20 protein-coding genes are annotated in these 20,453 nt (G+C 57.8%); 13 read left to right on the forward strand and 7 right to left on the reverse strand.

Annotated elements, in window-relative coordinates; genetic code table 11:
• Positions 1-618: 618 nt before the first annotated feature.
• Positions 619-1,308 carry a hypothetical protein gene (locus G8E10_RS24750; RefSeq protein ID WP_167131041.1) on the forward strand — a complete coding sequence of 230 codons (690 nt, stop codon included), beginning with the start codon at positions 619-621 and terminating at the stop codon, positions 1,306-1,308.
• Positions 1,308-1,613 carry a helix-turn-helix domain-containing protein gene (locus tag G8E10_RS24755; RefSeq protein ID WP_167131043.1) on the forward strand — a complete coding sequence of 102 codons (306 nt, stop codon included), beginning with the start codon at positions 1,308-1,310 and terminating at the stop codon, positions 1,611-1,613. Before G8E10_RS24750 ends, G8E10_RS24755 begins: the two co-directional genes overlap by 1 nt.
• On the opposite strand, the gene G8E10_RS24760 is transcribed toward G8E10_RS24755, so the two are convergent.
• The 4 genes from G8E10_RS24760 to G8E10_RS24775 form a co-directional block, all read right to left on the reverse strand.
• A complete protein-coding gene (locus tag G8E10_RS24760; RefSeq protein ID WP_167131045.1) occupies positions 1,610-1,996 on the reverse strand; it encodes a hypothetical protein in 387 nt (128 codons plus the stop codon). The two genes, G8E10_RS24755 and G8E10_RS24760, sit on opposite strands and share 4 nt — an antisense overlap.
• A 79-nt stretch (positions 1,997-2,075) precedes the next feature.
• The gene (locus G8E10_RS24765) at positions 2,076-2,864 is read right to left on the reverse strand and encodes a hypothetical protein (RefSeq protein ID WP_167131047.1); all 789 of its coding nucleotides are present in this window, start codon (positions 2,862-2,864) and stop codon (positions 2,076-2,078) included.
• Positions 2,865-2,907: 43 nt separating this feature from the next.
• Positions 2,908-3,726: a P-loop NTPase family protein gene (locus G8E10_RS24770; protein ID WP_167131049.1), complete on the reverse strand. Its 819-nt coding sequence runs from the start codon at positions 3,724-3,726 to the stop codon at positions 2,908-2,910.
• A 31-nt stretch (positions 3,727-3,757) separates the two neighbouring features.
• On the reverse strand, positions 3,758-4,159 hold the full coding sequence (locus G8E10_RS24775) for a hypothetical protein (RefSeq protein WP_167131051.1): 402 nt from the start codon (positions 4,157-4,159) through the stop codon (positions 3,758-3,760).
• Positions 4,160-4,505: 346 nt separating this feature from the next.
• Between G8E10_RS24775 and G8E10_RS24780 the strand changes: the two genes are divergently transcribed.
• From G8E10_RS24780 to G8E10_RS24825, 10 genes are all read left to right on the forward strand, one after another.
• Complete coding sequence (locus tag G8E10_RS24780) at positions 4,506-4,901, forward strand: hypothetical protein (protein WP_167131053.1); 396 nt, start codon at positions 4,506-4,508, stop codon at positions 4,899-4,901.
• 12 nt (positions 4,902-4,913) lie between these two features.
• A complete protein-coding gene (gene mobF / locus G8E10_RS24785; protein WP_167131055.1) occupies positions 4,914-9,521 on the forward strand; it encodes a MobF family relaxase in 4,608 nt (1,535 codons plus the stop codon).
• 197 nt (positions 9,522-9,718) lie between these two features.
• Entirely contained in the window at positions 9,719-9,883 is a 165-nt protein-coding gene (locus G8E10_RS24790; protein ID WP_167131057.1) for a hypothetical protein, read from the forward strand.
• 3 nt (positions 9,884-9,886) lie between these two features.
• On the forward strand, positions 9,887-10,621 hold the full coding sequence (locus G8E10_RS24795; RefSeq protein ID WP_167131059.1) for a hypothetical protein: 735 nt from the start codon (positions 9,887-9,889) through the stop codon (positions 10,619-10,621).
• Between the two features lie 3 nt (positions 10,622-10,624).
• Positions 10,625-12,961: a type IV secretory system conjugative DNA transfer family protein gene (locus tag G8E10_RS24800; RefSeq protein ID WP_167131061.1), complete on the forward strand. Its 2,337-nt coding sequence runs from the start codon at positions 10,625-10,627 to the stop codon at positions 12,959-12,961.
• Between the two features lie 534 nt (positions 12,962-13,495).
• Entirely contained in the window at positions 13,496-14,908 is a 1,413-nt protein-coding gene (locus G8E10_RS24805; protein ID WP_167131063.1) for a hypothetical protein, read from the forward strand.
• Between the two features lie 16 nt (positions 14,909-14,924).
• On the forward strand, positions 14,925-16,211 hold the full coding sequence (locus G8E10_RS24810) for a hypothetical protein (protein WP_167131065.1): 1,287 nt from the start codon (positions 14,925-14,927) through the stop codon (positions 16,209-16,211).
• A 26-nt stretch (positions 16,212-16,237) separates the two neighbouring features.
• Entirely contained in the window at positions 16,238-16,486 is a 249-nt protein-coding gene (locus G8E10_RS24815) for a hypothetical protein (protein WP_167131067.1), read from the forward strand.
• Between the two features lie 66 nt (positions 16,487-16,552).
• Positions 16,553-16,747 (forward strand): hypothetical protein, encoded by a 195-nt coding sequence (locus G8E10_RS24820; protein ID WP_167131069.1) that lies wholly within the window; start codon positions 16,553-16,555, stop codon positions 16,745-16,747.
• 14 nt (positions 16,748-16,761) lie between these two features.
• Positions 16,762-17,247: a hypothetical protein gene (locus tag G8E10_RS24825; protein ID WP_167131071.1), complete on the forward strand. Its 486-nt coding sequence runs from the start codon at positions 16,762-16,764 to the stop codon at positions 17,245-17,247.
• Here G8E10_RS24825 and G8E10_RS24830 read toward each other — a convergent pair.
• Both G8E10_RS24830 and ligD read right to left on the reverse strand, forming a co-directional pair.
• Positions 17,244-17,456: a hypothetical protein gene (locus tag G8E10_RS24830; protein WP_167131073.1), complete on the reverse strand. Its 213-nt coding sequence runs from the start codon at positions 17,454-17,456 to the stop codon at positions 17,244-17,246. The genes G8E10_RS24825 and G8E10_RS24830 overlap by 4 nt on opposite strands.
• A gap of 34 nt (positions 17,457-17,490) precedes the next feature.
• Entirely contained in the window at positions 17,491-18,555 is a 1,065-nt protein-coding gene (gene ligD / locus G8E10_RS24835; protein ID WP_167131075.1) for a non-homologous end-joining DNA ligase, read from the reverse strand.
• A 211-nt stretch (positions 18,556-18,766) separates the two neighbouring features.
• Between ligD and G8E10_RS24840 the strand changes: the two genes are divergently transcribed.
• Positions 18,767-19,531 (forward strand): DUF3800 domain-containing protein, encoded by a 765-nt coding sequence (locus G8E10_RS24840; protein WP_343289884.1) that lies wholly within the window; start codon positions 18,767-18,769, stop codon positions 19,529-19,531.
• Position 19,532: 1 nt separating this feature from the next.
• Here the strand turns inward: G8E10_RS24840 and G8E10_RS24845 are convergent, their stop codons facing one another.
• Positions 19,533-20,120, reverse strand: a complete 588-nt coding sequence (locus G8E10_RS24845) for a hypothetical protein (protein WP_167131077.1) — start codon at positions 20,118-20,120, stop codon at positions 19,533-19,535.
• Positions 20,121-20,453 lie beyond the last annotated feature (333 nt).

Here is a 20,453-nt window from a genome sequence, read left to right on the forward strand (position 1 = left end):
CGAACGATGCCGCCGACGTATTCCCGAGCCTTTGGACGAGCGCGACCGCCGTTCGGATCGCGGCCAGCCGCCGCGCCGAGCGGGCTTTTCCCGCATTCGCGGGGGGTGTTTCAGGTTCCATATATGAATCTAATATGGGGAGTGAAACACTCCCCTCATCATGGGTCCGAGTGTCCTACGAACGTCCCGCAAAGGTAGGTAGTAGAGCGGGGGCGATGTGGGTTAGGCTGGAAATTGGGGACACCCTAGAGGCCGTTTCCAAGCGCGTGGGTGAGGTTCTTCCAGATGCGTGGGACTTTGACGCTATCGTGCCAGAAAACGCGCCACAGGGCCGCGCAGACGGCGCAGATCGCCGCCAGACCCGCGACGACAGGACAGGTTTCCGCTACGTCGGGCGCGACACCATCACAAGGGCGCAAATTTCGGCCGATGCCTTGCCCCGCTACCAGCCGATGAGCCATTTTCAGGGCCGCAAAAATTCGCTGACAAGTCGAGGTTTGGCCCCGCCTATTCCATCCGGTTCCTGATAACCCCTTATTATATAGGGTTTTTTCGTTGCCCCATGCTTGGCCGACAGTCAGAATCCTAGTTGGGATTTAATGGCAGGGAGGCCGACCAATGGCGAAAGCAATAGCAAGGGCGCTCAAGCGGGCTTGGGCGATGATGAAGAAGATGGGGAGCGCAACCTATCGCGCCCTATTTGGTGGCGGCAATGGCGGCGGTGCGGTTGCCATGGAAACGCCCGACGAGGCCGACGAGCCAGAGCAGGACGACGACACGGCGGGCATGGATGCCGAACAGCTTCGGGAAAAGAACGCCCTCGATCGCAAGGCGAAGGGGCTTGAGCCGCAGGACATCAAGAGCTTTGCACTCGGCCAGACCTACGAGGAACGTCAGAAGTTGGGGCAGAACCTCACCAGTAAGACGCTCACCTGGGCGAACGAACTGGACGGCCCGCAAAGGTCGATCCTCGCGACGGCTCATGAAAAGGCAATCGAACGTCACATGGCGGGAGAGCGTCACATTCAGGGACTACCGAAAGCCCCGCTCATGTTCGGCAACCACAGGCCCGACACGGCCCGCCAGATGATCAACGACCTCAAGAACGACGGCCAGCCGACCGACCTTGTTTTCGGAGCGAAGGAACTGGATCGCGTTGCGACCAACGCCGCAGGGAAGACTTTCGGCAAGAGGCCGATGCCTACGCCGTCAGGCGACTTCAAGCGTGGCACGTCGGCAACCTTCACTTACCAGCCGAAGCTACCGACACCCCCGCCGTCGATGTTTGCAAGTGCGCAAGGCGCGTGATGGACAACGGCCACCATTTCAGGGATAAGTTAGAGGGCGGTATATCCGCCCTTTTTCACGAATCGAGAACCGCCGACATGCTGACTATGGACCCCGCCTTTTTCGTAGCTTGGCGCAAGCGTCAGGGCTTTACCCAAGTCACCCTATCCGAGCGAATACACGTCAACCTTTTCACCGTGAAGCGTTGGGAGGGAGGCAGTCGAAAAATCCCGCCCTACATGGGGTTGATCATGGCCGCAATAGAAAATGACCTCGAACCCATAGGGACCGAGGCCATGATTGAGGTAGAAGGTTCGGACGATTAACGACGGACTACAGGAGCCATCGCGACGGCTTCAATCTCAAATCGGGGAGACGGTCGCGGCAGTGCAGACCGTTCCATTTCTTCCATCGTCTCTTGCGTCAGGCGCAATCTCGTTTCCAGTTCGATGATAAGTTCGGCTTGAGCCATGACGGTATCGTTCAAGGCTCGAACGGCTTTCGTGCCATCGGCCTTGAGCCGTCGCACCCGATCATTGAGAACCCTAATTCGCTTGTTCGCCTCGTTTACAACGGCGTTCATGTCGCCTTGGCTGTAGCCGTGCCGAGCGGGAGCCGCCAGAGTGCTTTCGAGGGGCATAGACCCCACCAAAGCCGTAAAGATGCCGCCCAACTGCATTGCGGCGGAAGAAGCTGGATTGTTACTCATCGAATTTTCCTTCCAAGGGCCAGACCCGCCCGCCGCTCTACTCTCTAACGGATCGGCCCGAAGGGCCGCTTTTGATTTTTTACCGAGGACGACGAACAAGCCAGCCGATTGCCAGACCGCCGAGGGCCGCTAGACCATAGCCGAGCCATCCTAGCTTGTTGGCATACTCTGCAAGGGACAAGCGCACGTAGTCCACGCCCTTAGACGTGGCGACGGCTGGACCAGTGGCGACAGGGACAGAGCAAATCTTGCGGCCCGAGATCACCACGCCGTCATTAGGTCCGCATCCTTGCGCCATCATGCCGTCATAGTCATTCCAGCGGGCGAGGTTCAGCCACTTCGCGCCGTCTTCCAAAGTGACAACACTGGACCACCGAGCCGCATCAGCCGAGACGGCATCACGGCCGACCAGATAGCCGAGGCCGAGAGCGATCACGACGGCGAGGACACCGCCAGTCAGGACAGCCGATTTTTTGAGGCTATAGTTGCGATCAGCGTCCGCAAACCGTTGGTCCGTCTCTTTCGAGACGGCCACGTTTACGTTCTTGACCAGATCGCCAAGGGACTTTTCCATGACGGCCGACAAGTCCTTGCGGACCTGTTGAGGGACGACCTGTAGCTTTTCATCGAGAGCCTTTGAGACAGTGAGGCCCATTGCTTCGATCAGCTTGCCACCTTCCTTGCGGATCGAGGCGGGCAACGCCTCGACCAAGTGTTCAATGCGACCAGTCGCGAGGAACAGGAGCATATATTCGTTGTCGCGATCCACCCCGAGGGCGACCATTTGAGCAACGATCTTTTCGGCCCGCTCGTTTGGAATGTCGAACGTCTCGACAGCCCTCTTATAGAACGACGGCTTGCTATCCATGCTTCCCATTACCCCAACTCCCTACGCTTAGAAGTCGGCCCCCTTAGAGGCCGATCTTGTCCTTGATTTCCAGAAATGCCTCACGAGCCGCTTTCATGAACTTGGAAAGGTGAGCGCGTTCGGTGATGGAGAGATCGGGGTTGTCAGCCGCCGCCGAGAACGGAACTTGCAGGGCATCCACCTTTGCGAACGTTCCAGACTGCAGGGCGGGAAAGTGAACCTCGACACCGCCAGCCGCGAGGAAGTCGGCGCGTGTCTTGCCGCCCTTCTGCTGGCCTTCCGAGTTGGTGAAGCCATACCAGAAAGGGAAGTCGCTTTCGTCTTTGCCCCAAGCCTTGTTGACTACGACGATCTGTTGAGCGCGACCGCCAAAGGCACCCATGTAATCGCGAACCGAAGTCGTCGCGCCTTGCACGTTCGAAACAACGTTGATGATTACGAGGCCATAGCCTTGCGCCTCGACCGCATCAATGAAGCCGTCAAAGCCGTCGCCGTCATCCACGATCCGCGAGATTTCAGCCAGAGAGCCGCCCGCCATATCGCACACGATAACAGGGGCGTTCGAAGACAGGTTATCCAGAAGCTTCGCACGGTCCTTGTCCGAACGAATGTCGAACCAGCCGATACCGCCGTTTGCGGGGTCTTGATCCTTGAGCAAGCTTCCGTTGCTATCGCGGGAGCCGTAGGACAACAGAAGGGAGCCAGTGCCGCCGTCAGTGTCGTAGAACTGCGCGGACTTGTTCGCGCCACGGAATACGTCGGCCATGACACGAGCAATCACGGACTTGCCAACGCCGCCCTTGTTGTTCGTGATGAGGGCGAGGATTTTCTTCGGGGTAGAGGTAGCCTTGGGTGCGGCCATGATTTCAGTCTCCTTTACGCTGATACTCTGATCAGACTTCATCGTTGAATGCGGCGGGTGTCGTGAGCGGCTTACCGAGCGACTTTCCTTCTGTCCGCTTAGTATCGCTAGGCGATCCTTGCGGGCTTGCCGTCGCGGGCTTTTGCTTGTTCGCCTTGGGCTTCGCACTCTGCTTCGCATTGTCTTCGCCCTTCTCCCTTGCGATTTCGCGAAGGTATAGACCGAGGGTTTCGGGCTTGATCTCGATACCCTTGTCTTTCAGGGCAACCGCGATTTCCGCATGAGTGTATTTGTTCTTTTCGGCTTTCCTAATGAGATCATAGGTAGCCGACTCGGCAATCATCTCTTTCAGGGTATTCCGCTTTACGTTTGGCGTCGTCGCCATCACGTCTAGCGAGATAACCCCCTTATCTTTCGTGTTATCGGCTGGCATCCCTTTGGCCTCCAAATCAGTTAGCACTGAATACAAGGTGACATTTGGCCACCTTCGCGTCAAGTATCGTTTTCAGGATTTATGGAATAAAGTTTGCCGTTGCGCTTGCTTCGCGACTTTGTCGCTACGCAATCGTGATCGTTTACGGCTATCATACGGCAATGATATGAGAACACATTAGGCACTTATCGGCCTTTCCATCTTTGCTAACTCGTAGACTATCCCCTTGACTGCAGAATGGCCTAACGTCATCATGCTGTCAGACTACGGGATTAGGTCACGGAGTTATTTTCTTTAACACACTACTCATCTAGCGATGCCTAAGTGTGGTCAAGGAACAAGCACAATGCCGACGAAACAAGGGTTTTTCGTCGTCAAAAATAGGAAGAAAGCCCCGATGGCCGCGCTAAACACGAAGCCCCTTAGAGTTCAGATTGATGCCCGCCTGGTCGATGGCCTGGACGACTTGGCAAAGGTCCGCTCTGTCCTCGCTGGCAAGAAAATCACGCCAGCCGAGATCGTGGCCGAAGCCTTGCGGGCGCATTTTGATATTGTCCCGAGGCTTGAGCAAGTCGGAAACGTGGCCGACCTTATCAATAGGATCGGCAAGCTTGAGGCAAACTTGAGCGATCAGGTCGAGCGCGGTTTTGCCGCCCTTGCCGAGGTGGAAGAGTTGAAAGCCGAGAATCAAATGCTCAATGCCGCCGCCCTCTACTCTCATTCTTTCGACAGCGCAGAATAAGGAATAGCCGCCATGATGACTTGTGAACGGATCAGCGGCATTGAGGGCGTGGCCTACTTGCATAGCCTTGAGGCTTACGCCGCGAATGAGAACAAGGGGCTTTCCGCCGCTGGCTTGGATGCGAACGTGGGTGTTCGATCCGTCCTTGAGGCGACAAGGGGAGCCGCCGTCTATGCGGAATATCTTGGCGGCAAGGCTGGCCTTGTGCAGGACAACGGCATTCATGAGAAGGAGAGCCAAGGCCGCAAACTGATCCTTGGAGAGGCACCAGTTGTTGACCTTGAGAAGTGGGCCGCAGGGAAGCGGAAGGGTAAGACCCCGCCCGAGGACGTTCCCGCATTCGGGAAGACTGGCGACGTTCTCACGTTCGAGGAAGCCTTGGCATTCGGCAAAGGCTACCATGCGGAAACAGGCAAGGCACTCATCAAGCACACCAAGGCCGCTCGAACCGTGGGCTATGACCTACAGTTCGCGTTGCCGAAGTCGGCAAGTTTGCTTTGGGGATTGGCGGCGGATGCGTCCTATAGAGGAAGCGCAGAGGGCGCACGATACAAGGCCGAGATCGAGGAAGCACAGCGCGTCGGCGTGAGGATTGCTCTACAGTATGCACACGCGAACGGCCTTATCATCGCCCGCCGTAGTGGCGACAAGTTCGGCCACGAGGGCGCGGGGCATGTCATGTTGGGCCAGTATGAACACAAGACGAGCCGCGAGGGCGATCCGCAGGTTCACACTCACAACATGCTATTCAATGTCTGTATCCGAGCCGATGGCACGACAGGCACCCTAGACAACAAGGAAATCAAACGCCATGCGGGAGCGATTGCCGCCCTATACCGCATGGGAGCCGCTAACCACATGCGCCAGACGCTAGGCGTAAGAGCTTCTAAAGCCGACCGTAATTTTGAAATCGACGGCGTGGACGAAAAGCTTGTTGCCGCATTCTCTAAAAGAAGCGGACAAATGGATGACTACCTTTCGCAGTTCGGCGTTACCGATACCGCGATGCACCGCGAAATGGCGAAGTATGCCAACCTCAACACCCGCAAGGACAAGTCCGAACAGCCAGCCCTAACGGAACTTTATGGCCGTTGGAACATGGAAGCGTCGGCGCTTGGATGGCGGTTTGAAACCATTGTCGAAGCCGTGCAGGAAGCCGCCGACAAGAAGAACCGCAATGAGGCGAAGGAATGGGTAGAGAAGCAGGTTGCCGCGAACATGGAAGGGGGCGAACCCCTACCCGCAGAGCGACCCGCTTTCGACATGGACGAGATCAAGGCCCGCGCATATTCGGCTTTGATTTCCACAAACTCGGTTTTCGAAGAACGCCGAATCCTCAAAGAGGTGTTCGAGGAACTGCAGGTCTACACGGACCCCGAGACAGCCATTAAGGCGGTCGAACAGCTTATCGCATCGGGCGACCTAGTTGCCCTTAATAAGAAGGGCGACGACCTCTATTTCTCGACGGCCGAGATCATCGCGAAAGAACGCCTGATGATCCGCAACGCCCTTTCCATGAGGGGCAACCTTGAGCCTATCGACCCTGAAACCGTAGAGCGGTTTATTCGTGGTGGCCGAGTTCTCGAAAACGGCGAACGTGGCTTCTATAAGGACGAGCAGAAGCGGGCGATCCGTTGGGCTTGTGGCCCCGATCAGATTTCGTTTGTCCAAGGCCGTGCGGGATCGGGCAAGTCGTTCATGCTGGCGGGCGTGGCCGACATTCACCGCGCCATGGGCCGAGACGTTCACGCGATTGCCCCGAGCCATAAGGCTAAGGAAGTCGTCGCGAATGATGCACAGATCGCGCAGGACAAGGCCCGAGCCGTCGCTGGCTTCATCAACGCCTACGAGAAGGGCAAAATCACCATCGACAGCAACACCACGCTTATCCTTGATGAAGGTGGCATGGTTGGCCTGGACGACATGGAAAAGCTTATCGAGATCGCCAAGACGACAGGCGCACGGCTTATTGTGTCGGGCGATACTCGCCAGCTACAGCCGATCACGAAGGGCGCACCCATGGCCCTCTTGTCCAAGCCCGAGGTGTGCGGGCATGTGGTCCTTGGCGAGATCGTGCGCCAGAAGGACATGCGACAGCGTGAGGCTTCAATCCTCATGTCGGAAGGACGGATTACCGAGGGCTTCAAGACTTACCTCGATACCGACCGCGTGAAGTTCACCGATACCGCGCTGGACGACACTCGCAACGCCTACCTCAAGGACATTGACGAGAACCCGTTCTCTACCCGCATGATGGGCGTATATAGAAACGCCCATGCGATGAAGCTTAACCTATCCACCCGCGAAATCTTCAAAGAGAGCGGATTGATCGCCTCTGTAGGCTGGACAGGCGAAGCATATACGCGAGGCATGAACCAGCGCGTAGTTGACCGCGAGTTCTGCACAGGGGAGCGGATTATCTTCGGCGAAAGCTTCAAGCTACGCGACCTCGAAATCAGCAATAACACCACCGCGACTATTCTCCGTATTGACCTAGCAGACGAGGGCGAACCGACATTCACAATCAAAACGGATGACGGCCGAACCTTCAAAGCGAAGCCGTCCGAAATGGTGGGTTATCGCGAAGAAGGATCGAACACGAAGCATATCCCGAAAATTGACTATGCGTATGCACAGACGGTTTATAGCTTGCAGGGATCGACGTTCGACCGCATGTTTGTCTATGCGGGCGAGGCTGGCAACGCAGAGTTGGCGTATGTCATGATGACGCGCCACAAACTTGATTGTCAGGTCTTTGTCGACAAGAACCGCATTGAAGACGAGTTGGCGGCGAGTGCAGGCAAGACCATGAGCCTTAACCCGAAGACAGGCGGGGCAGACGAGAACCATACGACCGCCGAGGAAGAGATTACACTTGAACAGGTAATCGAGAAGTTCCTTGCCGAAAATCAAAAGTCGTCGGCCAAACTCAACGCTTGTGACTTTCATGATAGCGTTTCAGCATTCCTTGGCGAGAAGATCGCGAAGGAAGCCGAGCGGGAGGAAGTGGAAGTTATGCATAACAAACCGAAGAAAGAAGCGAAAGCCGCCGAGCCGAGCAAAGGCCCGACATTCCTTGACAATGCGAAGCCGTCGCCATTCACGACGAGCCGCCCAATGCCTCGCGGCGTGGGCCAGATCGGACAGAAGCCCGAAGAGACTAGAGCGGGGGCGACACCAGAGGGCGTTGACCAGTTCGAGGCCGTGAAGACGTTGAGCGTTGGCGAACAGGCCAGAGCAGAGGCCGAGAAGCAGAAGCAGGATCAGAAGCCGAAGAAGACATGGGTTAACATCGACCAGCGCCATATCGACTATATCGCTCAATATCCCCTCTATAGCTACCTTTGCGAACATCACGGCTTTTCCTATGTCGAAGCCTATCAGGGCGGCGGCAAGAAGCGCGATGACGGCACGACCACGCCAACGTTCGAAGGGCATTTCCTTAGCCACCCGACCATCGGAACAGTGTCAGTTCGTCAGTCTCTTAGCGGTGGTAAAAATCACGGCGGATGGGAGTGGACGTTGCGCGATGGCGGTGCAAGCGGTGGTTCGTTCGCCTTTGAAAATTGGCGGTATGGCGGCAAGAAGGGCGATGCAATCCGCGCCATGTATGACAATTTGAAGCTTGGGGAAAAAGACAGCTTGAGCCGCCCGCCCGCTCTACTCTCTAAATTTGACGAGGGGCAGGAGTTCCATAGCCATTCGGAGGAAGTTCGCACCAAGCGCACGATTGCCGAGAGGATCGCGAACGGCGCACACTCCACTTATGAAGCCGTAGCGGATGGCTTGAAGAGCATTCAGAAGCGTTTCCGCGATCAGGTGGCGCAGACCCGCGATAACGGATGGGTGAATAGCTATCTGTTGCGTCGTGGAATCGATGCCGAGACACAGCGACAGTTCCGAGGACAGATCGGAACTGAAATGCCGTGGAGCCGCGACAATGCGGGCGGGGCGACGTTCGCTCACAAAGACCTTGACGGCAATATCTGGAACTACGAGCGGAAGGGCGAGAAGCAAGCGGGCCAAAAGCGGTCGTTCTCCAAAATGTGCAAGGGAACGAAACGCCTTGGCCTCTTGGGCGACATGGAGAACCCGACGCGCATTTACACGACAGAGGTTCTTGTCGATGGGCTTTCCGTCTATCAGCATGACGGCCGACCCAAGGGGCCGTTGATCGCCTCGACCTTTGGCGAGGGATCAGATGAGGGCTACCGCGACCTCTACGAGTTGTTCAAGAAATTCCCGAAAGCCGAAATTCATACGGCCATGGACAACGACAGCGCAGGGAAGAAATTCGCGGCGCGAGTGGAAGAGATCGCCATTATGGCCCGAGGCGTGGACAACAAGCTTACGTTCGACCGTGCGCCCGCACCGCAGTTCAAGGATTGGAACGACGCGATCCAGAACAAGGTTTGGAGCAAGGAAGAAAAGCAAGTCAACGACCAGTGGGAGGCCGAGCGCGAGGCCGACCGTCTCAAGGGTGCCGTGAAGCGCGGCGAGGTTGTCGAACCTACGCCCGATCAGGGAGCCGCCGCACTGGCGAGGGCCGAGGCCGAGGCCGAACGCCGCCGCAGGAAAGAGGAACGCGAAGCAAGCGTTTCCAAGGGGCCGAGCATGTAAACCGCCCTACCCTATAGAGATCGAGGAAGCCCGCCGCCGAGCGGGCTTTTTCATGTTTGCTTCACTTTGAATCAACGTGCCACCTGGACGAAAACCCCATGTTTACCACGCCCGCGTGAGACTGTCGGCCAGCCCTATGAAGGTGGCCAAATGTCACCTATGGTAATGAAGTAATGAGGTAATGACGGATGGCGAAAATGACCACCAGCCTAGTGATTACCGAGGAACAGCACACGCTTTTAAAGCGGGTTGCCGCTACCCGCATGATGCGGGGGAAGTCCGCGACGGCTTCTGTTTCCGACGTGATCCGCAAATTGATTGAAGACAGCACAGCCGCCTTAGAGGCGGAAATCAGGGGGTAATCCATGACCAGACACGAGAGGGCTTTTGTAGCTGACAGCCCGCCGATCGAGGCCACTTTGACGGCAAGCCCAAAGGCACTTGATCCGACTTGGGACGTTTCCAAAATCGCGACCCGAGGCCATGTTTTGACGGCCCGCATTCAGAGGCTTTCCAAGCTTCTGTTTCTCCCCGCCCTCGCCCTTGGTTTGGTGTCGGGATACACGGTTCTTCGGAGCGCAGTCGTTCCCTCGTTCGCAACCCCGCCCGAGTGGATCGCGGAGGCGTTCACCTACGACCGCAATACGTATTTCGACCTTGGCGGCGGTCTTAAAGGCCCGCCCGAGCTGGCTTGGCTGGCGGACTATGCGCCGACCCCCGAAAGCCTCTCACAGGCCGACTATGACGCTCTGACGGCCGCCGTCGTCAAAGACGTGTCCGCCTATGGCCTTTCCCCCGAGAACTGGACCGAGCTCGGAGGCTTGAAGACCCCCGCGAAGATCACAAGCCCGCCCCGTCTACTGTCTGAATTTTCGGGCCGTCTCAAGGATGGCGTGGCCGTGGTGGACAAGGACGGCGGTAAGGTTTCGGTTGCCGCCTATGTCGGCGGGCGTTGGGCCATCACGGCTATCGGCCGTGGCCGTTGCGCTACCGTCATCGGCCCGATTGCCAAAGGTTGCGAAGACGCGACCAGCCAGCGCGGGTTCAACGAACCGACACTGGCGATCATCAACAGCTTTAAGCCAGCAGGAAAGGAATAACCCATGTTCGCATTTTTGAGCCGTGCCAGCGGCAAAGTCCGCGACATCGCCAACGGTTATTTCGCACGTTCGGCCAGCCCGCTTTTGCGTGGCGACCTCGTTGCATATGCCGAGCAGGAATATCCCCGCGCCGAATACGAGACGGCTTGGAAGACCATCCCCGCCGACGTGAAAAAGGGGCTTGTTTGGGACGGTAGGCTTTTGAACGGCAAGGACGTGGCGGAACTGGCGAAGGGCCAGCTTACCGACGATCACGTTTGGGCTACCGTCCGCAAGGCGGGCCGTCGTGCGGCGATCATCGCGGTTGCTCTGCCTGTTTTCTTGCTGGCGGTTTCCAGCCTGTCACAATTCGGTTTCCGTGCGTTCGGCATGACCAGCGGCGGGCAAATGACCCCCTATCCGTCGTGGGCCGATCAGGCGGGCCTTTGGTTGCCTGTCCTGTCTTGGTATGCCCTCGCCGTCATCGAGCGGGTTTGGTCCGTCGCGGCCACCGTGCTTTCGTTCGGCCCGCCGCTTCTGGCACTGTTTTTCGTGTTCTGGTGGTTTGGCTTTGTCAGGGGCATGAACCGCCTTTGGGCGAGCATGTCAGGGCCGTTGCGCGTGGCTACCCGAGACGCAAAGCTTCTCTGGAAAACCGAAATGGCATCCCGCTTGAACGACTATAAGGCTTATCGCCGTCAGGTGCTTTATGCCACCACCGCGCTCAAGCACGAGCCGCTTGTTCAGCTTGGAACGGCGACAGGGCTTCTGGAAACTCGTGGCGACCGTCGCGCACCTTTGCGCAATCAGGCCATGTCCCTTGACGGCCACAGCTTGCGTCAGCACGGAATTTTCGTCGGGCCGACAGGGGCGCAGAAAACCACCCTTGGCATCTTGCCAGTCGCTAGGGCGATCCTTCATGCTTCTTGGGGCGTGGGCCACAAGATCGGTGCGTTCGTCATGGACGGCAAGGGCGGCTTGTGGCGCGAAATGATGGAGTTCGTCAGCCACCGCAACGACGTGAAGATTATCGGTTTGGGCGACGGCCAGTATGGCGTTGACCTTCTGGCTGGCATGGCACCGCATGAAGTCGGCGCAGTCTATCAGGGCGTTTTGGGGCAGGTTTCGGGAGACAGCAAAGCGGACTTCTGGACGCGATCCAGTGCCGATTTGATCGTCCACGCCGCGACCGTCGCACAGGCTCTTGCCTACGACGAGGAAACGGTTGCCGAGTGGGTCGACGAGTTCGCCTCGCATCCCTATTCGCTCTTGGGGATCATGGCTTTGGCGACCGAACAGGCCGTCATTGAAAAGGCCGTCGAAAAACTGAAAGAGAACGCGCCGCATCTTAACGGCAAGCTTTCGGAGGCTGAAAAGGTTGAATACAAGGCGGCTTATGATAGCGCGGCTTGGTTCATCGGAACCTTTTGGGCAGATAGCAACGCGAAGGAGACCCGTTCGGGGATCATCCAGACGCTTACGTCTGTCCTTGGCTCACTGCGCGGAGAGCGGGAACTTTTGCGTCGGTTCGGTGCTGGCACCTACGCCGACTTGATCGACGTGGACTATGCCCTCAAGGGCGGGATCGTCATGGTTGCCATGGGACCGCAAAACTCCATCGGCTCCAAGCTGGTAACGTGCTGGCTCAAGTCCCGCCTCTACATCATGGCGTTGCGCCGCTACGAGGTTGACCCCGAGCAGTGCAAGACCTCGACTTGCCTGATGATTGCCGACGAGTTCCAATCGCTCGTTACCCAAGGCCATGACTCGGATTCCGATTTCTGGAATCGAGCCAGATCGTCGGGCCTTCTGCTTTGGGCGGCGACCCAATCGTGGGCGGCAATCGAACAGATCATCGGGGAGACGGCCACGAAGAACCTCATGGACTGCATGCGTTCCAAGGTGTTCTTTGCCAGCGAAGAAGTCTCGACAATGCAGTATTGCCAGACCATCGCGGGCAACACATGGCAGGGGCTTTCCGCCGACAACATCTATCCGACCTATGCCGCCCGCAAGTTGGCAATGGGCGACGAGGGCGACGATACGATTTCTCTTGGCTGGCTTGGCGGCATCGTGCCGACGTGGTTCACCGCGCCGACCGAACAGGCCGAGCCTTATTCCATCGCGCACTTGCTAAAGTTCATGAAGGGAGGCGGCGAGGGAACAGGGCTTCAACTCTCGTTGCGGAACGAGGACCGCAACCGCGCCGCTCTTGTGGAGGGCGTGACTAAACAGCCGTCCCTTGACCTCGCAGACCTTCGCATGGGGAGCGGCTTGGCGTTCGCCGTCGTCATGCGGGCGGGCGTGGCTCGAATGGACGTTATCGACCTCATCAACGAGGACTATGCCGAGGCCGCATAGACCGTCAGGCGATCAGATCGAGCAGGTTAGGGGGCTTCACGGCCCCCTTTCTGTTTTCAGGGAATAGAGGCGGGGCGATCCGATGGGAGCCGTAGCCAGGCGGTTAATATAATCGCTAAAAAGCAACCTAAGTAATAACCTGTTTCTTTACTTGTTACGCGAAGAAAAACCTAGTGATTTCAACGATTTTTTCTTGAAAAAGTTGACAACGGCCACTATAATAAACTTTGAAATGCGAAGTGATTATGGAGGCTAAAATGATCTTTGGGTTAATCCGACTGGTTTGTGTCGGCTACCTCGCGTTCTTTGCTTTGTTCCTCGCGGCCCCCATCGTTGCGGGCATTGTGGCGCAAATGAATCTTCAAGACTGCTGGACGAAACACGGTGTCACTTTCGCTTGCCACGGCGACGGCAAGTATGACCCCGACCGTGCATTCAGAGCCACCCGCTAACGCAAAGGTTTAGTTTACCCTTTGCGTTCGCCTAATATTCAGTCCTGCCAAGTAGTTAAGAGTAAAACAGGAGAAATTCGACATGCCGCCACGCTTCACCTTTGGGAACGATCCGACCAACGAGCAGACCAAACAGCAACAGTTCAAGATTGACCCTTCCTCGGTTCCCGCTTTCACGCCTATGGGCGAGAAGGGGAGCAAGCCGAAGTCCGACGAAATCTCGCTGGAAAAGGCACAGCTTTACGTCAACAAGCATTTCCCGCAGACCGTGCAGGGTCCGACCCGCGAACAGACGGATGGACTGGAAAAGCTGGCGCAGGATCGCGCCGCCCTCGACAAGGGCCAGACGGCCGACAAGTCCAAGGCGACCGCCGACGACCTCGACCAGAAGAAGCGCGACGACATGGCTTTCCATCAGGGCCAGCTTGAAGCACTGCAGGACTACCACCGCGCCCCCGAGGGCGTGAAGTTCATGGACGTTAATGCAGATCGCGAAAGCGAATATCGCGCATGGGAGCGTGGACAGGCGACCATCCACAAGGCCGTTATCGAGGAACGTTGGGCCAAGGATACCAACATCCAGAACGTTGCCAGCAACGAGCCGATGACCTTGCCGACCGACACGCTTTCGAAGCAGGGCGACAGGGCGACCGTGACCACCTACACGGCGGACGGCGAAGCCTTGCACAACAGCTATCGGCTGGAAAAGGATCGCGTCGTTCACACACAGCCGAACGGCTACGAAAAGACGATGACGGTTGCCGAAAGCCGCGCCCATCAGGCCGACCGTCAGGCCGACGTGACCCGCAACACAGCCAACGCCCTTGAGGGCATGAAAGCCGATCCTAAGCTTTCATTCCGTCAGGGCGAATACACGTTCAGCGTCACGAAGGACAAAGTTGTCCGCACCGATCTTGACGGCAACACGGCCACCATGCCCCTCGCCAAGTTCGAGGAAAACATGCGCCACCGTCAGGAGCAAGCCGCCGCGACACAGAAGCAGGCTCACCGCGACCTCAAGGCCGACAACAAGGAACGTGCCGAGATCAAGGACACGCTCGAAAAGCGTTCGGGCCGTGGGGAAAAGGCCGAGGTTGTCACTTACGACAAGGAGCGCAACCCGACCAAGTGGACGCTCGACCAGCAGGGCGAATTGCGCGGCGAGAAGGTAGCCCGCTCCACCGACCTCAACAAGGAAACCGAGCGTTTCAAGGCCAAGATCGAGGCCCACGAAGACGCAAAGGCTTTCAACGGACAGAAGACCGTTGTTGGCCGTCTTCGCGAAAAGGAAGCCGATCAGGGGCAGGGGGCGACCGTCAAGAACCCGCATAACGGCGACGTTTACCGCCTTTCCGAGGACGGCAAGAAGCTTCATTGCGAGGACAAAAACGGCAAGGCGAAGGGGGAACCCGTCGATGCCGAACAGTCGCACAAGAACCAGACCGCCCTTAACAGCGCGAAGGTTGCCGAGCAGGAAAAAGAGCGGGCCAAGTAACCCGATGCAATGAGGCGTGGCAGGTAAAACAAAGCCCGCCCGCCTCTATTTTCTGAATTTGAGAGCAGGAATTAGCACGATGAAGAAGACCGCGATTTCCATCACCGCCGCCATGTTTGCGATGACGGCCCTTTCCTCGCCCGCAAGGGCAGACGGCGACCTGTTGCGTCTCGGGATCGGAATCGGAGCCACGATTTTGGGCGAGGCCATGAAGGGCGGCAAAGATCGCCAGCCCCGCCGAGGCGACAAGCTGGAAGGGCGCGTAGGCGACCGCCAGCAGACCCGCGAACGCCAGACCCGCAACACCAAGGGCAGGGAGGCCGCACCAGCGACCGCCGCCGCCGTTGCGACCCTTGCCCTTCCCGAAGTCATTCCCACGCCCGAGGCGAAGCCTACGGCCGAGGAAATGGCCGTATGGCTGGCCGATGCACCGAACCGCGAACAGGCGGAAATCGAAATTGCGGCCGATGCGGAAATGCGCGGCGTTCAGCCCGCCCTTGACCAGACGACGACAGCCGCCACAACGACCGAAGCCGCGACCGTCGAATTGGTCGACAACGACGGCAAGAGTTGGGGGAAGGTTTCGGCCGAGCAACATGCCAAGGCTATGAAGTTCGCGAGTTTGGGAATGACCCTTGCCGACGCTTACCGTGCTATCGGCCTCAAGGGTCCGATCACGGCCACGACGACGGCCGAGGCCGAAGGTATCGACCTTATCGATGAGCAAGGTAGGCTTTGGGGGAACGTTCCCGATGCCGTGGCGGATAAGGTATGGAAAGCGGTTGACCTTGGCATGAAGCCGTCCGAGGCGTTTGCCGTATTGTCGGGTTTGAAAAACCCCGACGACAAAGCGAAAGAAACCGCAAAGGCGGAAACAGCCAAGATCGAGGAAGAAGCGAAGACCCTTGCGCTTTGCCTTGAGCCTTTGCGCATGGCAGTCGCATACACGGAATGCCGCCCTTATAAGGGACAGCAGGAAGCGAAGCGGACACAGGAAAAGGCCGAGCGTCAGGCGAAGCTTGATAAAGACCGCGCCGATGCCGAAGCCGCCGCCCGCATGACGGCGGAAGCCTATGCGAAGAAGCAGAGGGACGAGGCCGAAGCTAAGGCGTTCGCGGACCTTCTTTCAGGCAATGGTGCGAACAAGCCCGCCCCGATTGTCGAAGCGAAGAAGCCCGAGGCCGTCGCGGAAATCCCGCCTGTCGTCGTGGTCGATCAGACGGCGAAGACAGCCGCAGTTGAGCCGACCGCCGAGGCGAAGCCCGCCGAGAAGACTAAGCCGAAGCTTGATATCGACCTCTGAAATTCGGACTCAAAGGACCGCGAGACATGGCATTTATCCGTTCCGTTCTGGCCTTGGTTTTCCTTGGCCTACTCGTCTTCAATCCGCTCACGCTAGGCGTTGTCGGTGGCATTGTGGCGGGCCAGAGTTTCCAGAACAAAGGCCGCGATGCCGTCCGCGCTCAAGTCTACCCGACTTCATGCGCCACCTATAAGGAGGCGACGAAGTGGGAGCGGTGGACGACATACGGGCATTGGCAGATGGGATGGTGCGAGGAATACCTTGATCGCATGTAGCCGACCAGAAGCCCGCCCCGAGCGGGCTTTTTCATAAGATCAGCCGAACCCGAGAGGATCGCCGTAATGAGATATCTTGATGCCGTTATTTCGTCTTTCTCCCTTGACGATGCCAAGGCCGAGTTGCGCCGTCACGGTATCACCGTGACCGTCGCGGACGACGGAACTATCATCGACAACGAGACAGGGGAGCGGATCGCCACGCCGATTGAACCCGACGTTTACGAGGGAGCCGACATTATCGGCTATCTTGGCTATTGAGGGGATCGGCCGACATGATGACCTTTGACGACGTGACCGCCCGCCGCCCCGACCAGTTCGTGCCATCCTTTAAGCCCGAGTGCGGGCAGGGATGGGCGCAGATCGTCGGCCGACTACTGGACGAGGCCAGCGACGGTTTCCGCATTCAGGCCGTCTCTCAAAAGATGGGAGCCTTGCGGATCGAGGCCGACCGAGCGGACGAGGACATGCGCCCTCTCATGCTGGCAGAGTTCCGTTCGAGGGTTACATGCGAGGAATGCGGCAAGGCGGGCCACATGCGGACACTGGACGGCTGGAAGCGTTGCCGTTGTGATGACCATTCCACCGACGAGGAACGCGCACAGCCGCCACGGCCAGCGTGGACGATAGGACGGCTCACCAGCGAGGGTTTCGCGTGGTATGACCCCACGGCCGACGCTATTGAGATCGTCAGCCTGGCGCACCTGGAACAGATCGGGATGCCAGCCGACCAGATCGAACGCCTCAAGTCCGCAAGTTAGGCGGGATCGTCTTCGGGATCAGGGTCTTCCTCGTATGCGAGGGCTTGGTTTCGGGCGACCTCTTGGAGAGCCTTATAGATCACCCGAGGCGACCAGCCCGCTTGAATCGCTTTATCGACCAGATCGCGGGCGGGAAGGTCTAAGGCTTCCTCGCACGAAATCTGATAGTCGGGATGATCCGCCGCAATCTTTGGCGATGTGATTTCCATGGCGTTCCCCTTGCGGCTGGACTTCATGCCGCCGTTATTCGTCCAAGCGGTAAACGTCGGCGTTGTCTTGCCGTTCCCGTAGCCCTTTATAAGCGGAATGCCGTAGCTGGCCGTTCGCAGTCCACGCCCGAAATTCGATTTCGGCTATCAGCGTCGGCGCGACCCAGACCACCCGCCGCTTGCCGTCGTATGGCACAGGGGGAGCCTTTCGTTTCCACGTCAGCTTATCCATCATTGCCCGAAGCCGCCCCGCCTCTACTGTCTTGAAGCCAGTTCCGACCGAGCCGACATAGCGGAGGTTGTCACCGTCATATGCGGCCAGCAGGAGAGACGAGAACGGCCCGCTTGTGGACGGCTCATAGCCGACCACGAAAAACCCTTCTGACTGGACGCACTTTAGCTTGAGCCAGTCACCAGTTCGGCCGCTTCTATAGGGCGCGTCGTGGTTCTTCCCAACGATACCCTCAAGGCCGAGCCTACAGGCGTGTTCGAGTAATTCGGCGGGATCGGCCTCGATTTCGTCCGAAGTCCGGATTGCGCCGCCGTCCACGTCGTCTAATACGTCTTCAAGCAGTTGCCGCCGCGACTTGTATTCCATCCCTCGCAGGTCGTGACCATCGAGATAGAGCAAGTCGAACGCCATCATGACGGCGGGCGAGATCAGGTTTCCGCTCTTTCGGCCGTTCGCGCCAAGCGACGACTGCAGGAGGTTGAAATCAGATCGCCCTTGTTCATCGAGCATGACGGCCTCGCCATCAAGTATCATGCTGGCAGGGCCGAGCGATCGAGCCGCCTCGACTATCGCGGGGAAACGGTTCGACCAGTCATAGCCGCCTCGCGTCAGGACACGGACACGGCCCGCCTCGATATGAACGTGGATTCGATAGCCGTCCCACTTGATTTCCCAGCCCCACGACGCGCCGCCGGCGGGCGGCTTTTGGGCGAGGGTGGCAAGGGCGGGTTCGACCCTTGGGGGCATGGGATCGAACGGCAATCGGGGTTGCGCTGGATTGCGTCTCTGTATCGGCCGAGACTGCAAAGCCCCGCCGTCGTCGCGTAGCAACGGCTTAGTGCGCGGGGTTTTCGGCGGCTTTGTCATCCAGACATGCCACCATGAAACCCTTAAAATGCCGTCTACCCCGTGTTCTATGCTCGTAGTAGGAGCTTCCTACTACCCGCTTCTACTAGGCGGCTCTTACTACCGCCGTTCACTGCCCTTGACGTGCATGATGTCAACAGCTATTTATATGACCGAGGCGCAATGAGTTGTTGCCCTCTTTCCGAGGCCCACGTTAACAGCGTGGGTTTTCGTGTATCTGGGGCATACTCAACTGACTTATGTAGCTTACCTCGACGAGTTCGGCCACATCGGACCATATGTCGCCCGCACTGACCCCAAATTCAAAGAAAGCCCTGTATTCGGCCTTGCTGGCTTGGTTTTGCCAGCAGATCAGGTGCGCGGCTTTGGAACGTGGTTTTACCAGCGGAAATGCGAATTGCTTGATTGGGAGATCAAGCGGGCGGGCGCTCACCCCGCGACGTGGGAGAAGAAGGGCGCAAGCCTCTACACCGCTCATAACGTGGCCGAATATGCCGAACTTCGGAAATTCACCAATCGGTTTTTCAACAAGATTCAAACCGTTGGCGGCTTTGTCTTTTACGTCGGCATCAAGAAGACGCAGACACCCGACAGGCATAACCCGAACAACCTTTATGTGCGGGTCTTATTGGAGGCGATCAAACGCGTAAATTCGTTTTGCGAGGTGGATTGTAACCCGCCTAGCAACTTCATTTTGGCACTTGATGAGCATGACCAGCGGGACAACCTTATCACCGCCTCGTCGCGCTCGATGTATGCCAACAAGCTACCCATGCGGGCTTTGATCGAGCCGCCTTTCCAGTTGGAAAGCCACCGCTATCAGACCATGCAAGCGGCCGATTGGATCGCTGGCCTTGTCGGCCGTTTCGGCGCGATATGGTGCGACCCCGCCGCCTATCCAGAGAACGTCGTCTTTCGAACCTATTTCGAGGCACGGCTAAAGCAGTCCACCCGCAGGAGCGGAATCCGAAGCTAATTCACGGCCCCGCAGGAGCGGCCAGAACGCCGTTTCGCGGCATTCCTATACGTCGCGTCGGCTTCATCCGCCCTTCGGCTTGGAGGGTCTTTTTCATTGACGGCCCGAGGGATCGGGAGAAGTTCGAGCGGTTTCCGATGACCTCGCCTTGATCGCTTTGGCGAATGCCATAGAGCGGCGCATAGAACGGGTCGATCCCCTTAATAAGATATTTGACCGCGCCCCGAGGCGTCGGAGCCTTGCGGACATGGATAGCGCCTTTCGCGTCGTGAACCGCGCCAGCCACCTTTGCCAGCCAGAGCGGGAGCCGTTCTTTGAAATCCTCTATTCGGCCCGCTGGCAGATGGACAAGCCAATGGACATGAAGACAGCCGCCCGAGTTCTCGATTGCCCATATAAACGTCGGCGGGCCTTCCTTGCGACCATTCGGCGCGTTTCTACGGAGCCACGGCCCGAAATGGTTGTCTCGTAGCCGCTCGAACCGTTCGCTCACCTCGTCAGGCGGGCAATCCGTATGAGCGAGATTCAGCGTTACAAGGCAATTCAAAGATCGCCCGACTATTTCCGCGACGTTTACTGCATGAAGCAAGTTCGCGGCTGGCTTGCGATTTATGAAATGTGAAACCTTTGGAATGGCTTCCGCCCTCTTGCTGAATCAATGTCTCTAACTCGGCCATATATACTATAGAAGCGCGGTGCGCTGGATTGTGCCCGCCTGTAATCCACAACCAAATTTGTTCACTCATTGTTCCTTTTCAAGGTCCGCGCTAGGTATCTGACATGAGCGCGATAGAGACATTGGGCGAAGCCCTGAATTCAGGATGGGAAATGTCGGCCAGTTGCCGAGGCGGCACGATGGACACTGGCATGTCGTCGCGTAAGTGCGACTGGAAATATGCGCTCGACATGACAACCCTAGTTG

This window comes from Ferranicluibacter rubi, assembly GCF_011603255.1.
In the GTDB taxonomy this organism is placed as follows: Bacteria; Pseudomonadota; Alphaproteobacteria; order Rhizobiales; family Rhizobiaceae; genus Ferranicluibacter; species Ferranicluibacter rubi.

What these genes read in the sequence shown, in the direction of transcription:
- G8E10_RS24750 (WP_167131041.1), top strand. Translation starts at nt 619, where the DNA reads ATGGCGAAAGCAATAGCAAGGGCGCTCAAGCGGGCTTGGGCGATGATG.
- G8E10_RS24755 (WP_167131043.1), top strand. Translation starts at nt 1,308, where the DNA reads ATGGACAACGGCCACCATTTCAGGGATAAGTTAGAGGGCGGTATATCC.
- G8E10_RS24760 (WP_167131045.1), bottom strand. Translation starts at nt 1,996, where the DNA reads ATGAGTAACAATCCAGCTTCTTCCGCCGCAATGCAGTTGGGCGGCATC.
- G8E10_RS24765 (WP_167131047.1), bottom strand. Translation starts at nt 2,864, where the DNA reads ATGGATAGCAAGCCGTCGTTCTATAAGAGGGCTGTCGAGACGTTCGAC.
- G8E10_RS24770 (WP_167131049.1), bottom strand. Translation starts at nt 3,726, where the DNA reads ATGGCCGCACCCAAGGCTACCTCTACCCCGAAGAAAATCCTCGCCCTC.
- G8E10_RS24775 (WP_167131051.1), bottom strand. Translation starts at nt 4,159, where the DNA reads ATGCCAGCCGATAACACGAAAGATAAGGGGGTTATCTCGCTAGACGTG.
- G8E10_RS24780 (WP_167131053.1), top strand. Translation starts at nt 4,506, where the DNA reads ATGCCGACGAAACAAGGGTTTTTCGTCGTCAAAAATAGGAAGAAAGCC.
- mobF (WP_167131055.1), top strand. Translation starts at nt 4,914, where the DNA reads ATGATGACTTGTGAACGGATCAGCGGCATTGAGGGCGTGGCCTACTTG.
- G8E10_RS24790 (WP_167131057.1), top strand. Translation starts at nt 9,719, where the DNA reads ATGACCACCAGCCTAGTGATTACCGAGGAACAGCACACGCTTTTAAAG.
- G8E10_RS24795 (WP_167131059.1), top strand. Translation starts at nt 9,887, where the DNA reads ATGACCAGACACGAGAGGGCTTTTGTAGCTGACAGCCCGCCGATCGAG.
- G8E10_RS24800 (WP_167131061.1), top strand. Translation starts at nt 10,625, where the DNA reads ATGTTCGCATTTTTGAGCCGTGCCAGCGGCAAAGTCCGCGACATCGCC.
- G8E10_RS24805 (WP_167131063.1), top strand. Translation starts at nt 13,496, where the DNA reads ATGCCGCCACGCTTCACCTTTGGGAACGATCCGACCAACGAGCAGACC.
- G8E10_RS24815 (WP_167131067.1), top strand. Translation starts at nt 16,238, where the DNA reads ATGGCATTTATCCGTTCCGTTCTGGCCTTGGTTTTCCTTGGCCTACTC.
- G8E10_RS24820 (WP_167131069.1), top strand. Translation starts at nt 16,553, where the DNA reads ATGAGATATCTTGATGCCGTTATTTCGTCTTTCTCCCTTGACGATGCC.
- G8E10_RS24825 (WP_167131071.1), top strand. Translation starts at nt 16,762, where the DNA reads ATGATGACCTTTGACGACGTGACCGCCCGCCGCCCCGACCAGTTCGTG.
- G8E10_RS24830 (WP_167131073.1), bottom strand. Translation starts at nt 17,456, where the DNA reads ATGGAAATCACATCGCCAAAGATTGCGGCGGATCATCCCGACTATCAG.
- ligD (WP_167131075.1), bottom strand. Translation starts at nt 18,555, where the DNA reads ATGACAAAGCCGCCGAAAACCCCGCGCACTAAGCCGTTGCTACGCGAC.